This window comes from Mucilaginibacter sp., from assembly GCF_036383575.1.
Lineage (GTDB): Bacteria > Bacteroidota > Bacteroidia > Sphingobacteriales > Sphingobacteriaceae > Mucilaginibacter.
In genome coordinates this window covers 1-14,292 of the sequence record NZ_DASVOB010000864.1, presented here as the reverse complement: position 1 = coordinate 14,292, position 14,292 = coordinate 1, and the positions used below count along the sequence as shown (strand labels likewise).

Genomic DNA, 14,292 nt, shown 5'->3' with positions numbered 1-14,292 from the left:
GGTAGGCTTTCACCAGTTTATTTTCTTTCAGCAGGCTGTTAATATCATATGTAACTTTTTTCTGCTGGCTGTAACAATATCTGCTACCAAGCGTCATGCTTAGTATTGCAAACAATAAAACTTTGTAGTTCATGGGTTTTGATTTTAACTTTAATCAAAATTTGCAAATTGCCATCACAATAAAGCGCAGGCAGCGTTTCAAGTTAAGTTCAAGTTTGTTCAAAGCATTTAAAGGGATTTTTTAAACCACATTTGTACATCAATGGAAAAGGAAAAACAATTGCTTTTGCTATGCCGGCAGCTTATTGAGCAAACGTTAAACTGGGGCGACAGCAGCATTTGGGGCAATGATGATTTTGAGCAGTTAAGCCTGCAGATCTTTGATAAAACGCGGGTTCAACTCAGCATATCAACCCTGAAAAGGATCTGGGGCAAAGTACGCTACGAAAGTTTTCCAAACGCAGCCACATTGAATGCCCTTGCCTGTTTCCTCGATTATACCAGCTGGCGCGATTTCAGGCAGCATCACCAGGTTAATGGCGTAATTGAACAGCCGGTTGAAACAATTAGCCAGGAGATTCCGCAAGCGATCTCATCTTCATAACCCCGCTTACGATATGTTTGGTTTGGCAGCGCCGTGTTGCTGGTGTTTGGCGCGTTGTTTTTCATGAGCAGCAAACGTAATAAGCCCATTGACCCGGCTTCCATAAAATTCAGCAGCAAAAAGGTTTCTGACGATCTGCCAAACTCCGTTGTATTTAATTACGATGCATCTGCATTTCATTCCGACAGTGTTTTTATCCAGCAATCATGGGACCCCAACCGCCGCGAGCAGGTACCCGGTGATGGTAAACAATTCACTTCAATTTACTACGACCCAGGCTACTTTATAGCGAAACTCATTGTAGATAAACATGTAAAAAAGACAACAGCGGTATTTATAAAAACCAAAGGATGGAAAGGCATCCTTGACCATCAGCCTGTGCCTGTTTATCTTTCCCCCGAAGAAATTAAAGGGCAGGGCTTTATGGGGATCACTGCCGACCTGATGCAGGAAAAACTGGGTACTCCCGTTTTTAATAATACCTGGGTAAAGTTTGCCAACATCCGCGAGTTTCCGGGCATTAACGCGGATAATTTTACGCTGGATTGCACCTTGCGCAACACCTCAACACCCGGCCAATCGGCCTGCGCCAAAGCCGACCTCACCATTTTAGGCAACGGCACCGCTATCATTATCCCCATAGTAAATACAGGTTGCATCTCAGATATGGGCATTTTAACCGGCGAGACATGGGTTAGCGGCAAAGACCACGACCTAAGCGCATTTGGTACAGATATGTCGCAATTTCAAAACCTGAGATGCAGTGTAAAGGACCATTTTTTGAGGGTCTATCTCAATAACAAACAGATCTTCGAGTTTAAACAGGCCCATACTATGGGTCGTATCGTAGGCATCCGGTTTGAATTTGAGGGACCGGGGCAGGTTAAAAACTATAAGCTGGAAACACCGGGCGGGGCTGTTTATGAGGAACAGTTTTAGATGCGATACAAGGAAAGCCTCCCCAAAGAGGTTCAGCTATTACTCATTTGCATCTAAAAGTACCCTGTCAATAAGTGACTGAGATATTCTAAAGTTAGTTTTTTGAATCAAATCGAGATAAGGACTTATTAGTGGAATTACCTTTTGTTGCTTGGCATAAAGCAATACTCCTACAGAGCCTTTAACCAGAATACCTCTTTGTTCGGCAAGTTTTCGGGCAGCCCGGTCATCCGTCAATAAATAATCACATTTAATTTCAGCAGCTAAGGCTATCGCGCTCGCTTCACCAGGATCAACAATTTCTTTGATTTGGTTTAATAGTTTCGAATTTTGAGCCTGTTGAATAATTACCCAATCAGGCAACTCCTTACCAAATTCATCTGCTATTTCAGGAGTTGTGATTACTTTAGAGAATAGCATTGGGAGTAAATACAATACGTCAATTTTATCTAAAATAATAAAGCAGCTGGTATCGGTAATAACAACGATATTCTCAACCACGATCTAAATCCGCTTTTACGCTTGGGTCAAGATAATTAACTCCAAAGCTGACAAGAATCTCCGCAAAATCCCACTTTTTCATATTACACATTTCGGCGGCCTGAGCTAAAGATAGCTTCCCGGCCTCGTAAAGTTTAGCCGCTATAAGACGAACAGTTTCATCATGCTCTTTTTCCAACGCTTCGGGAACCTGTAATATCATCGTTGTCATAATATAAAGATAGGTATTCTTGCAACCAAATACATGATTTCATTGAACAAACCTGCTCAAAAAAAAGTTCGTAACCCTAATTTACCGAATTATCTACCACCTTAATATCATATCCCTGTACCAGCAAATCACTTACACCGCCGGCAAACGGTTTGATGAAACCCTCTATCTTACTGAAAGCCTCCTGTACCTCAGCTTCATTTTGAGGGTCAAAAACGACCTCATCCAAATTGCTGATGACTTTATTGTCGCCATGGTGTACATCGGCTATTAGATATACCCCTTTAGCATCGCTTTGATGATCGGGATGATTAGGTTCTGTTTGGGCGTTGATGGAAAACACCAAACCGTAATCGTCATCAGAGATATTTTTTAAAACAGTAATTTCCAGCACAAGGCAAAACGCACCATTGTCACTGTAACACTGCTGTGTGTACTGGCATTTGATCAGGTCCTGAAAATCGCTTTCTGCCTTTAACCTTATCTGCTCGTATAAATCAAAAACTGCTTCAAATAAATCCATAATGAGGTATTAGAGGGGTAATCCAAAACAAACATAACTATCTCCCGACTTACTTCCAATTTTTCCGCCGCCGCAGGCGATAACTACGTACTGTTTACCATCAATTGAATAGGTTGCCGGGGTAGCATAGCCTGCTGCCGGTAGTTGGGCTTCCCAAACCACTTTACCGGTACGTTTATCAAACGCGCGGATCTTTTCATCCTTAGTTGCAGCAATAAATATTAAACCGCCTTTGGTAACCACCGGACCACCATAGTTCTCGGTGCCGGTTACCGGGAGCCCTTTTTTGCTTAGATCAGCAAACTCGCCCAGCGGTACTTTCCAAAGCAACTTACCCGATGTAAGGTCGACAGCGTTGAGTGTACCCCATGGTGGTTTTATACCCGGATAGCCATCTTTATCTAAAAAGCGGTTATATCCGTTCATGACATAAGGTATTTGGTCAACCATCTTCTTCTCTGTTTCCGAATTGGAAGTGCGGTTACTGGTTGGTTCTTTAGCCACTTCTTTCGCTGCTTTGCCTTCAGGAATTTTGAGCAGGAAGGCCAGCAGGTTCTTTTTATCTGCGGGCGAGATCTGTTTAAACGATGGCATCATGTTACGGCCGCTGGCAATAAGGCCGCTTACCTGGTCGGCAGTGTACTTTTTGCCGATGTTTACCAGCGACGGATACGACGTGCCGTTTCCCTTCAATTCGGCACCATGACAGCCAATGCAATTGGTGTTATATACTACATGGCCTAATGACTGGGGCGAATGATCATCAGCATTGGTTTTCGGAACATCGATCATTACCTGCGCCCAAGGCATTTCCGAACAGTTTATGTATAAGATCTTACTTTCCGGGTCAACGGCAGCCCCTCCCCATTCGCCTCCACCATCAAACCCGGGGAAGATCCAGCCCCCCTCTTTGCTCGGCGGTGTAAACATAACGCGATTTTTTACCTGGTTATATTTAGCAAGCATTTCCTGGTGAACTTCAGGTGTACGGTCGGTAACATCTTCGGGATTAAACTTTTGCCTTGCAAAAGGCTGCGGTAAAGTTGGAATAGGTTGCGTAGGCCATGGAGCTTCACCGGGGAGTGCCTTACCCGGTACAGGAGTTTCCACTATCGGGAATATAGGCTTTCCGTTAGTCCTGTCAAACATAAATATATAGCCGTATTTAGTGATCTGTGTTACGGCATCTATCTTTTTACCGTCTTTAACAATGGTTACCAGGTTGGGATTAGCAGGCAGATCGCGGTCCCACAAATCATGATGAACAAATTGGTAATACCATTTCAATTTACCCGTAGCTGCATCAAGCGCCAGCAACGAATTGGCAAACAGGTTTTTCCCTTTCCTGAAACCACCATAAAAATCGCCACCTACCGAGCCTGTTGGAATATACACCAGGCCCCGTTTCTCGTCCAAAGCCATGCCTGCCCAGTTATTGGCCCCGCCAAACTTTTTGTAAGCCGCGGTATCCGCCCAGGTATCATAACCAACTTCGCCGGGATGAGGTATGGTATGGAAGATCCAGCGCAGTTTGCCGGTACGTGTATCATAAGCACGCACATGCCCCGGTGCAGCGTCGACCGATTCAGATACCCGGTCGCCTACTATCAGTACATCTTTATAAACTACTCCCGGCGTAGTACCAGCTACAAAGGATTTGGTATCCCTATCCAGATCTTTAGTTAAGTCAAGATATCCACCATTACCAAATGACCGTATCGGAGTACCCTTTTCTGCATCAATTGCCCAGGTTTTAGCACCAGCACTGTAGAAGATCCTCTTTTCACCACCCTCATCATTTTGCCAGTAAATTACTCCCCGGCTTAGCTTATAATAAGCCATCGGGTCACCATTATTAGTGGTGTCGTCTTTTGCGGGATCAAACAGCCACTTTTGCTCGCCTGTGGCGGCATTCAAGGCAAACAGCTTCAACTTCGGACTGGTACCATACAAAACACCATCAACCATAATCGGGTTACACTGGTTTTGGCTAAGATTGGCAGTGTCCCTATCACCTGTACTAAAAGTCCACATCACTTTTAGCTTATTTACATTATCTAAAGTTATCTCCTGGTTTGATGAGTAACGCAAACCATCCTTTGAACCTGCATAGGCCGGCCAGCCGCTATAATTGTTATTTTGATCGCTGTGCTGATTTTTACAGGACGCATAAATACCTGCCACAAAACACATGGCTATAAAGTACCGGGACTTAATCATTTACAAGGCAATTTTGGTGTTAAACTGGTTTTGGATCATTTCAGCATTTATCCAGCTGTTGGGGTAATGATACGTTCTAAATGTATGAATAAAAATTATTCTACAAATATTCATTTCATTTACCTGAGCATACCACTTAACAAAAAGCGGCTGTATCATGATGATACAGCCGCTTTTTGTTACTTATCAGATACTTAGCGATATATAGTTTTGGGTTGGATTGACTCTGCTAACAAAAGGGGGTTAACAGGGTTAACACAATCCAGGGTTAACATTCACCTATATAGTTAACAATCAGATAATTAAATGTATTTTATGCAGAAAACATGTTAACCCCCTTTTTGTATAAATATTATCGGCTAAATATCAATTCATAGGTAACACAACACCAGGGGTGGTCAATTTGATTTATGATACAGCCTCTTATATATTATTGATTTAATATCCCGAGTGTGATACGTCTCTACTTTTTCACCAAACTAACCGGCGCAACTTCCTGGCTCAACAATTTCCCAAACAGTTCCCAACGCTTTGCAGGGGCTTTGGCTGTACCTCCGTTTGATTCTATGTAGTTTTTCACCAGGTCCTGGCCATAATTGTAATTGATAACGTAGCTACGGTATTTTTTGATAAAGCTGATGGATTTTTGAGCCGTTTCATCATTCATAAGGCAATATTTCTTTAAATACGATAGCGCCTTATCCTGGCTCATGGTATTGTTGACGAGCCCCCTCGCAGCTTCATTGCGGGCATAGTTTAAAGTACCTTTTATGTCAAGCGCTCTGAAATACAGATCAACACCAGCGGTATCCAGGCCGGCCAGCGGCAGTAATACATTTTTTGCAAACTTTATTTTTTCATCGCCGGGGAAGGCTACCTCAATACCATAATTGGCGCTGCCTTCGGCAATAAGTGATTGTGGGCTAAACAGCGGGTATAACGAGATCTCAACCCAACCTTTATCATGGTACAGGTTTTTCTCCAGTAGCATGTTGTAAACATGATGTCCCGGGTAGCTTTCGTGGCTGCCTACATCAATGGTACGGTCAATAAAAATCTTCAGATCGGTATTGATCTGTACGGTGCTTTTATAACCTCCCTTATACCAGTTATAACCCGACCATGGTTTGTTGGTCACATATTCCAGCGTAAATGTTTCGCCGGCTGGCAACTGATAATGGGCAAGCGTACGTTTGCGGGCTTCGGCAATAGCGGCTTTTATAACTGGGTCCAATTTATCTTTGGGGATAATGAATTTATTGGCCAGTTTTTGAAACCTGTCGTTCACGTTGCCTTTACCTGGCAAAATGCTATCAAGCAGGGCTACCTGTGTTTTAAAAAAATCGTCGGTATAAACAGGGGCGGCCACACCGAATAACTCGCGCGATTCTTCATCAAAAGGCCTCTCCTCTCCCGAAAAAATCCGGATCCGGCGACTAAAAGCAATCAGCTGATCTGCCATCCAGTTAGCACGGATCTTATTGGTATCAATTTTTGAAGTATTGGCGATGGTACGCAGGTCATTCATCAGGCTGTTTGCCGATGCCAGTAAACTATCCTTCGGGAAAGTTTTAAGGGGTGCCTGTTTAGGCTTCAATGAATCGGGACCATAGTAAGCATCTACAAAATCACCGTCGTATTGCCCTACCGTAAGGCCCAGTTTCACGTATTCAACTGCAAGGCTGTTCAGTTTTTTATTTTCGAGCTTTTGCGCCGGGTCGTGCCCGCATGAAAACAGCAATAACAAGGGGGCAAAAAACAGTAGTTTTTTCATGACGAATGATCTTGTGCGGGTAAATGTGGCGCAAGATAATAATTCCATTTGTTATACGGGGAATGGCAGCTTCAACAGAACCGTTGGATAAAACCTGTTAAGGCTTCCTAAACGAATTAATATTATAAGTTACCCCCACTGCTACACCTGTCGACTGCAATTTGATATTAGAATATCCAACGCCGGAGATAGGCACTTTCATATATGGCTGCACGCTTATTCCAAAGTTTGAGTTTATTTTATGCTCATAGGTAGCGTTGATATTGATAATGCTTAATAAATACCCTTTACTATTAGGTACGGTATAAGTTTGCGGCCAGGCATCACTGTTAGCACCATCTGCGTAGTTATAAGTGTACTTTTCACGCAACATCAGGTATGACGACAATCCTGTACCAACCGATAATTTATTGCGGAAATTACCATATACCTGGTAACTTATATTAATTGGGATATCAAGCATTTTACAATCGGCAGTTACATCGGTTGGATTATTCTTAAAGGTATAAGCTGTATGGTAATCAGCAAAACTTGTATTATAAGGCTTTGATGAATACACAACACCGCTTGTAATAGTTAACTTTTTAGTGGCACCAAATGAAAGCAATAAACCATAGTTACTGCCAACCTTCCCCTGGAAAGAGCTTGTACCATTAACATCAGATGACGCCAATGCCGTAATTGCCCATTGTGGCCGGTAACCGAAACTTTGTTTAGTTGTTTTTTTACCCGGTTTGGAAATAACTGAAGGAACAGGCTGTCTCGCTATTTCTGTTTTAAAATCAGGAGAAGTTAAAGAGATTGGTTGAATGCTAAAAGCTAATGCCTTACTTGCCGGTAGATCTGAAGCTGAGTTTTTATTACCCGCCGGATCAATGCCTGCAATCAGGGCAGGATCACTCCGCATAATGGTATCGCGGCCATTAACATCTGTTTTATTTGCACCGGTAACATTACGGCGGGCTCCACCAATAGATGGCGTTAATATTGTTTGCCCCGCGTTAACATGGTTGCCGGCATTACTGTTGATGGCCACGTTATTGTTTGTTGGCGTTGTTTTTTGGATACTATCAGTTTGATGTTGCTGTATGGCCTCTCCGCCTGTTACGTGATTTGCTTTAGGTGCCGCAGGTTTAACTTTGACTTGTTGCTGGCCTGTTGCATTATTATCCTGTACATTGGGTTTAAAAAACCACCATCCCAAAAACAGCAGCAACATAGCCGCTATCCCGCTTGCAATTGGTAACCAGTAAACAATTCCACGGCGTTTTTTGCCCTCATCAAGCATTTGCTCAAGCGCGTCCCAGTGATCCTCGTTAAATGCACGATGATTCACCGGGTCTTCCAGCCCCTTCTTAAAAATGTTATCTAAATCCTCTTCGCTTTTCATCCTCTGATACCATTATTAAAAAAAGTACTCCTTACATCTATGCCTATACCATTATAGGCCACAATTGGGTTAAAATCCATACCCCTGTTGTAATTGGTTTTATTAGCAGTTTCCTCTGCTTTTAATATCATTTGTTTTAGTTTCTGACGTGCTTTATGCAGGTTTGATTTTGACGTACCCGGATTAATATTTAACATTTCACCTATTTCCTCATGCGAATACCCGTCGATCGCAAAAAGGTTAAATACGGTACGATAGGCTTGCGGCAACTGCTGTACCATAGCCAGCAAATCCTCATAATTTAAGTTTTTATCCGTCAGGTCTCCCTCACTCACATTTTCCGCTTTCTCCAGGTCCTCTGTATAAGCCATTTTTAAATTAGCCCGGTAATAATCAATGGAAACATTCATCATGATACGGCCAATCCATGCCTTAAAGGGCCTTGAAGTATCAAACCTGTCAATATGGGTAAATACCTTCATGAATCCCTGGTTCATTACTTCTGCGGCCTCATCGCGATTACCTGCATAACGGAGACAAATACCCATAGAGAAGCCATAAAATGCCTTATACAGCATTTTCTGACTTTTTCTGTCCTGCTTTACGCAGCCATTGATCAGTTGATGTAACTCTTCTTCGCCCATATGGGGTTTTATAAACTCAGAATCAAACGCATAAATTTAACCTAATCTACGCACATCACGGCAACTAATATTAAAAGGTTGCCTGCTGCATAAAATAATTTTACTTTTTCTCATATCTGAGCAAAACAATAATCCATTTTCACACTTATCAAATGTATTTATACAAAATATGTACAAGTTAGTCCACCAGCAATAAATCCTTTCAAATAATTATATTTTTGATTATGAAGGCAACTGATAAATCTGTTTTAAGCGTAATGTACATATATAAACCGCTGGCTGTTTTTAAAGGCCTTTTATGAGAATCGAAATAAACCCAAACTTCCCGGTAAACAATTGCAGAATATGCGGGCGCCGTCCGGTTATTGAACAAACCAAAGGTCGCTGGACCATCCTATGCCCTAACGCGGCCTGTCAAAACGCTGTTTCTGATAAACTGGTCAACGTAACAGAATGGGATAAACAAAATCCGTAATATTTTTTACGCGTTTACTCACCTCAAGGCAACCATCCGCAATACATGCACGATATATCTTATAAGGGGCTGCAAAAGCCTTTGATAAAATATACTATTAATACTACTGCTGCATGGTACCGCTGTCTGTTGTGATCATTACTAAAAACGAAGCCGCCTTAATTGAGGATTGTATAAAAAGGGTCCGTTTAATTACCGATGATATTGTTGTGATTGATAATGACAGTACCGACGGAACCCCACTCATAGCCTCCAGTTATGGCTGCAGAGTATTTCAAAAAAACTGGGACGGTTATGGGGCAAACAAAAATAAAGGTATAGCCCAGGCCCGCTATAACTGGATCTTAAGTATTGATGCCGATGAAGTGCCGGATCTGAAGCTCATTGAATCACTTCATAATTTAAACTTCGATAAGCCCAATGTTGTTTACGACATCAAATTCAAATCATACTTTGGTAAAAAGCTGATCCGCTTTGGTAATTGGGGAAACGATCATCATCTGCGTTTATTTAACAGATCATTAGTAAAATGGGGCGAAACTGAAGTGCACGAAACTTTACTTTTACCTCCCGATGCTGAAGTTACAAGTATAGCTGGCCACATCCACCATCATTCTGTAACCGATATTGAGGACTTTAAACGTAAAGCCACTCATTATGCTCAGCTAAGCGCGGCTAAATATTACAAAGCCGGTAAAAAGGCAACATTTATCAAACTATACTTCTCACCTGCTTTTGGCTTTTTACGGAATTACATTATCAGGCTTGGCTTTTTGGATGGGGCCGAAGGATTGGCGATAGCGCGTGTTATTTATAAAAACACCCGTCTCAAGTACCTTTATCTGAAACAATATAAAGATCTGCCCCAAAAACAAACTACCTATCGTAAGGACCTGATCATAGAGCAGGTTTAACCATTTGCCAAAACCTCCTGATAAAATTGCAGGGTCTGCCTCGCCACTATATCGATATCAAAACATTGCTTTACCTTTTCATTACCCGTCAAAGCAAGTTGCTGCCTTTTTTCGGGTTCATTAAGTAGGTTAATAATTGCTGACGCTAATTGCTCAACATCATCAGGATCTACCAGCAATCCGTTAACACCATCATCAATCAGTTCGGGGCCGGAGGTTCGGTTTGAATTGATCACAGCTGTTCCGCAGGCCATAGCTTCTAACGGTGCAAGGGCAAAAGCTTCGGCATATGAGGGAAATACCGCTACTGCCGAATGAGCTAAACATGTATAGAGTTCATCCTTATTAACATGGCCTTTAAAGGTGATACTGCTTTTTGCATACGTCTGCAAAAAGGCAGCAACTTTATCCACCGGGCCTTTCCCAAGTATCAGTAACCGTGCATCTGGTATCTCTTTTACAACCATATTCCAGGCCTTTGCCAGCTGAAAAACACCTTTCTTTTGAACAAGACTGCCTGTAAACACCACCTGTTTATCATTGTGCGCTGCATTACTTTCAATCGCAATGTTTGTATCGATACCATTGTACAACACCCCGATAGGTTTGTTGTACGACAGATAGTCGGCGCTTTTAGCGGCAGTATAGGCACTCGCACTGCTTACGGCTGCTGCACTGGTTAAAATATGCTGTTCCATTTTCAAAACATGCGGCGCTACCTGTTTTCCAGCCTCGGCACTGAAGTAAGTAATGGAGCCATTCAATTTAACAACAACCGGAACGGATAATTCAGGAAATGGTATGTATGAACTACAAAACCTGATGTAATCAATATAATCAGGCATTTCAATAATATCTATTTGTCCGGAGGCAACAATATGCTCCAGTTTTTCTTGATAAATAGCCAGGCTTTTTTTGATATCCTGTTGGGTTATACCGGCATCCAGCAATACCCTATTAACTATCCGAACGCTTAGCGACTGCCGATTTTCAAACCACCTGCCATCAATACCCCAGCGATACCTGAAAACTTTCACGCCGTTATCTTCAAATTCGTCGGCCCCGCCATATCCGCGGCTATACAGCCCGGCAACTGTTACCTTATGCCCCAACTTTACCATTTGCCTGGCAATAAGCTGTACGTAGGTACCTATGCCGCCATGCGGCCCGGGAGGATATTCATCGCACAGGTATAAAATGTTCATTGCGCTAAGAATTGTTTACTGTTTTGAATAGTATGCCTGCTTAACTGCTTTGAGATTACCGCGACTACCAGATAAAAAGCTATCCCCAATAAAAGCCTGAGTAAAAAATGAATGTTTATTGAGGAGGTAATAAACCAACCGGCCAAAGAAGCCGGGAACAGTATTACAAACGGTTGTAAGCTGATATGCATGACATGTTTATTTACCAACCGGTAATAAAGTACAGCCTGTAAAATATTGGTAATTAAAAACGCCACAGCCGAACCAATACCATTAAACAGCGGAATTAATACCAAGTTAAGGGCAATATTTGTTATAGCACAGGCTACAGTAACAGATGATACTGCTTTGTACTTTTTAACGCTGAAACTGATTGACCAAAGCAGGTTAATAAAAAACTGCAAGGGGATACATAAGGATAATATCAGAAACTCCATAGCATTAGTAGCGCCGTATTTGCCGCCCGTTATCATACCTACAACCGGCGTCCAAAGTATATTAAAAACAAGCGGAAGTAACATGGCCAATAACAGTTCGGCAGTATTAAATGAATTTACCTGCTCCTGCAATTTATTGGAGGGTTTCGAAGCCATTAGTCTTGACAGCCGTGGTAAAATAACCGGGGCTATAATTAACATAGGCAGTCGCGAAAGTTCGTAAGCGCGGTATGCAAAGCTATAGTCGGCCAAAACGGATCTGCTTGCCATAAAACCCAGCAGCAGCCAGTCCATCCGTGAAAGGCTCATATCAAATATTACAGATACATACTGTGCAGTGGCTTCTTTGAGGAGCTTTTTATACGCCTGAAAACGAAATTTAAAACTAAAACCTGTTTTCGTGATAACGTATACAAGCAGTGCTATAAATTCGCCCCCTGCGGTACAGATCATTACCATAATGATCGAATGAACCTGCAGCTGATGAACAGCCACCAAATAAAACGCACCGCAAACCCGCAAACTATTGCTTATAATAGCGATAATACCATAGGGTGTAAATTTCTCTTTGGCATTTAAAAACTGCTTTAACGGGATAACCAGAAAAAGCAAGCCATGGGCTATAAAAAACCAGGGCAGCAGCTGGTAAATATCACCTCGAAGTATTAAACTCAATAACCACAATACGATAAGCGTTGCAACAAACGCAGCGAGCGAATGGAACAGAAATGCCGCCGCCGCCCAGTCCGATCGTTGCGAGGCAGCTATACGCCTGATCACCACCTGCTCCAACCCAAATCCAAGTATGGCAGTAATAAATATGGATAGGGCATTCATCCAGCTTATAGCGCCAAAGCTGTCCTTACTCAGGTAAACAGAAATAACGTAAAAAAAGATACTGCCAAGCACCTGCAAGGCAAGTGCCTGCAAACCTGATGAGAAAAATCTGATAAACGCTTTACTCCTGAGCAACGCTGTATGTTGTTTATACCCTTATACTATTGTTTTTACCGGCCGGTTGCCTGTAGCATTTTTATATACCGGTTAAATATCTGCATATATCAGCATAATAACGAGGCAACCATTCCATTTTTTGACACGTAACCTATTTAAACAAAACGATCACCATCGGGCCTGCAAAACCGGGGACGAACATTAATAATTACAAGAGCAATAATGACAATCAGCTTGCCGCGTTTTGACTTTGGGAAATGGAAAACCTATGCCGATTGGCGACTGCTGATCTTCCTGTTGCTGTTTATCAATGTCCGTATTCCATTTAAGATAGTAGCGCTGCTTTTTATTTATATAAGCCAGCTTAATTTCAAATTTGGCTTTAAGCTGCGTAATTCCAGGCTGCCTCTGTTTTATCTGCTCGTTTTTCCGATAGCTATTGTCGCGGCACTCGTCAACCAAAGCTTTGCTGACCTATACTATTTACCTGTTTTTGGCTGGGCATTGGTATGCTGGGCGCTTGCCCTGCTGGCCATTCACCAGGTTAAGCTGATGGTTGATAAAACAGATATCGAAACCATTCATCATACGCTCATTATCTTTTTCATCATAAACGCTGTTTTTTCGGCAGGCAACCTGGTGCACATCATGTGGACCATCAAAAGCATCAATCCATATGCCTTTATGGGGATGCACCAGCGTTACTTTATCAATACCGGCGATGATGTAATGGGCATCAGCTTTGATCTTTCCTCAACCAATGCCGTTCTCTGTGCTTTCGGCGTGTTTTACTTCATTTATAAGCATAATCTGCCTATGATGATCCTGTGCATGAGCACACTGGTGCTTACGTATAGTAACCTCATCAGCATTTTGTTCCTGCTTATCCTCGCCTTCATATTTGTTATCAAAACAACGCGTAATCAAAAAAGTATGATCGTGGTGGCGTTGATGATATATATCATCTCCATGGTCAAAATATCGCCGCAAAACGGAAAGTATCTCAACGAGGTTACCGCAAGTGCACTACGCGAAAACCGTGTTGAAAAAAGGGACCAAACAGCAGTGCAGGCTACAACAGCCAACCCGGACAAACAGCTTACGACCAGGGACGAGCAGAGGAGAAAATTTGCTCAAAACTACCTGGATAGCCTGAGCACCATAAAAGCCAGCCAGGAAAAATTAAGCAGCCTCGATAAAAAGATCAAAACCCTTCCGCTTACCGATGATGGCCGGTTGTACATTCCAGAACCCAATACCCATTTTGCCGAATTTTATAATATCGGCGAAATAACTCCCGACAGGCAACAATTAATTGACTGTATTGCTGCTCACCGGGCCCAGTTTCCGCTTTGCCGTGTTGAACCGTTCAGACCTACCCTGCCGGGGAAAATTACTGGTGCCATGCAAACCTATAATTATTTTACCGGTCACCCGCTGCAAAGCATTGTTGGTTTAGGCCCCGGAAATTTCTCATCTAAAATAGCTTTCAGAGCAGTTG

The 14,292-nt window shown here is 42.4% G+C and carries 14 protein-coding genes; 5 read left to right on the top strand and 9 right to left on the bottom strand.

What is annotated here, in order from left to right; translation table 11 throughout:
- Positions 1 to 262: 262 nt before the first annotated feature.
- A complete protein-coding gene (locus VF500_RS30500) occupies positions 263 to 604 on the top strand; it encodes a hypothetical protein (protein ID WP_330863268.1) in 342 nt (113 codons plus the stop codon).
- Positions 605 to 667: 63 nt separating this feature from the next.
- Positions 668 to 1,543 (top strand): hypothetical protein, encoded by an 876-nt coding sequence (locus VF500_RS30495; protein WP_330863267.1) that lies wholly within the window; start codon positions 668 to 670, stop codon positions 1,541 to 1,543.
- A gap of 39 nt (positions 1,544 to 1,582) precedes the next feature.
- Here VF500_RS30495 and VF500_RS30490 read toward each other — a convergent pair whose 3' ends face one another.
- The 7 genes from VF500_RS30490 to VF500_RS30460 all read right to left on the bottom strand — a co-directional run bounded on the left by VF500_RS30490 (position 1,583) and on the right by VF500_RS30460 (position 8,806).
- Positions 1,583 to 2,044: a DUF3368 domain-containing protein gene (locus VF500_RS30490; protein ID WP_330863266.1), complete on the bottom strand. Its 462-nt coding sequence runs from the start codon at positions 2,042 to 2,044 to the stop codon at positions 1,583 to 1,585.
- The gene (locus VF500_RS30485) at positions 2,037 to 2,255 is read right to left on the bottom strand and encodes a UPF0175 family protein (RefSeq protein ID WP_330863265.1); all 219 of its coding nucleotides are present in this window, start codon (positions 2,253 to 2,255) and stop codon (positions 2,037 to 2,039) included. The genes VF500_RS30490 and VF500_RS30485 overlap by 8 nt, the downstream gene beginning before the upstream one ends.
- 76 nt (positions 2,256 to 2,331) lie before the next feature.
- On the bottom strand, positions 2,332 to 2,778 hold the full coding sequence (locus tag VF500_RS30480) for a hypothetical protein (RefSeq protein WP_330863264.1): 447 nt from the start codon (positions 2,776 to 2,778) through the stop codon (positions 2,332 to 2,334).
- 9 nt (positions 2,779 to 2,787) lie between these two features.
- Positions 2,788 to 4,998 (bottom strand): PQQ-binding-like beta-propeller repeat protein, encoded by a 2,211-nt coding sequence (locus VF500_RS30475; protein ID WP_330863263.1) that lies wholly within the window; start codon positions 4,996 to 4,998, stop codon positions 2,788 to 2,790.
- 463 nt (positions 4,999 to 5,461) lie between these two features.
- Positions 5,462 to 6,772: a hypothetical protein gene (locus tag VF500_RS30470; protein WP_330863262.1), complete on the bottom strand. Its 1,311-nt coding sequence runs from the start codon at positions 6,770 to 6,772 to the stop codon at positions 5,462 to 5,464.
- Between the two features lie 97 nt (positions 6,773 to 6,869).
- Positions 6,870 to 8,162, bottom strand: coding sequence for a hypothetical protein (locus tag VF500_RS30465; RefSeq protein WP_330863261.1), 1,293 nt, complete (start codon positions 8,160 to 8,162; stop codon positions 6,870 to 6,872).
- Positions 8,159 to 8,806 carry a sigma-70 family RNA polymerase sigma factor gene (locus VF500_RS30460; RefSeq protein ID WP_330863260.1) on the bottom strand — a complete coding sequence of 216 codons (648 nt, stop codon included), beginning with the start codon at positions 8,804 to 8,806 and terminating at the stop codon, positions 8,159 to 8,161. Before VF500_RS30460 ends, VF500_RS30465 begins: the two co-directional genes overlap by 4 nt.
- A gap of 298 nt (positions 8,807 to 9,104) precedes the next feature.
- On the opposite strand from VF500_RS30460, the gene VF500_RS30455 reads away from it, so the two are divergent.
- Both VF500_RS30455 and VF500_RS30450 read left to right on the top strand, forming a co-directional pair.
- The gene (locus tag VF500_RS30455) at positions 9,105 to 9,281 is read left to right on the top strand and encodes a hypothetical protein (RefSeq protein ID WP_330863259.1); all 177 of its coding nucleotides are present in this window, start codon (positions 9,105 to 9,107) and stop codon (positions 9,279 to 9,281) included.
- A gap of 113 nt (positions 9,282 to 9,394) precedes the next feature.
- A complete protein-coding gene (locus tag VF500_RS30450; RefSeq protein WP_330863258.1) occupies positions 9,395 to 10,195 on the top strand; it encodes a glycosyltransferase family 2 protein in 801 nt (266 codons plus the stop codon).
- Here the strand turns inward: VF500_RS30450 and VF500_RS30445 are convergent.
- Positions 10,192 to 11,400: a glycosyltransferase family 4 protein gene (locus VF500_RS30445; RefSeq protein WP_330863257.1), complete on the bottom strand. Its 1,209-nt coding sequence runs from the start codon at positions 11,398 to 11,400 to the stop codon at positions 10,192 to 10,194. The genes VF500_RS30450 and VF500_RS30445 overlap by 4 nt on opposite strands.
- Complete coding sequence (locus tag VF500_RS30440) at positions 11,397 to 12,809, bottom strand: polysaccharide biosynthesis C-terminal domain-containing protein (protein ID WP_330863256.1); 1,413 nt, start codon at positions 12,807 to 12,809, stop codon at positions 11,397 to 11,399. The genes VF500_RS30445 and VF500_RS30440 overlap by 4 nt, the downstream gene beginning before the upstream one ends.
- A 204-nt stretch (positions 12,810 to 13,013) precedes the next feature.
- Between VF500_RS30440 and VF500_RS30435 the strand changes: the two genes are divergently transcribed.
- On the top strand, positions 13,014 to 14,292 hold a 1,279-nt coding region (locus VF500_RS30435), incomplete at its 3' end, for a hypothetical protein (RefSeq protein WP_330863255.1).

Coding starts and splice junctions, on each gene's coding strand:
- VF500_RS30495 (WP_330863267.1), top strand. CDS start 668: ATGAGCAGCAAACGTAATAAGCCCATTGACCCGGCTTCCATAAAATTC.
- VF500_RS30450 (WP_330863258.1), top strand. CDS start 9,395: ATGGTACCGCTGTCTGTTGTGATCATTACTAAAAACGAAGCCGCCTTA.
- VF500_RS30485 (WP_330863265.1), bottom strand. CDS start 2,255: ATGACAACGATGATATTACAGGTTCCCGAAGCGTTGGAAAAAGAGCAT.
- VF500_RS30455 (WP_330863259.1), top strand. CDS start 9,105: ATGAGAATCGAAATAAACCCAAACTTCCCGGTAAACAATTGCAGAATA.
- VF500_RS30500 (WP_330863268.1), top strand. CDS start 263: ATGGAAAAGGAAAAACAATTGCTTTTGCTATGCCGGCAGCTTATTGAG.
- VF500_RS30475 (WP_330863263.1), bottom strand. CDS start 4,998: ATGATTAAGTCCCGGTACTTTATAGCCATGTGTTTTGTGGCAGGTATT.
- VF500_RS30465 (WP_330863261.1), bottom strand. CDS start 8,162: ATGAAAAGCGAAGAGGATTTAGATAACATTTTTAAGAAGGGGCTGGAA.
- VF500_RS30460 (WP_330863260.1), bottom strand. CDS start 8,806: ATGGGCGAAGAAGAGTTACATCAACTGATCAATGGCTGCGTAAAGCAG.
- VF500_RS30445 (WP_330863257.1), bottom strand. CDS start 11,400: ATGAACATTTTATACCTGTGCGATGAATATCCTCCCGGGCCGCATGGC.
- VF500_RS30470 (WP_330863262.1), bottom strand. CDS start 6,772: ATGAAAAAACTACTGTTTTTTGCCCCCTTGTTATTGCTGTTTTCATGC.
- VF500_RS30480 (WP_330863264.1), bottom strand. CDS start 2,778: ATGGATTTATTTGAAGCAGTTTTTGATTTATACGAGCAGATAAGGTTA.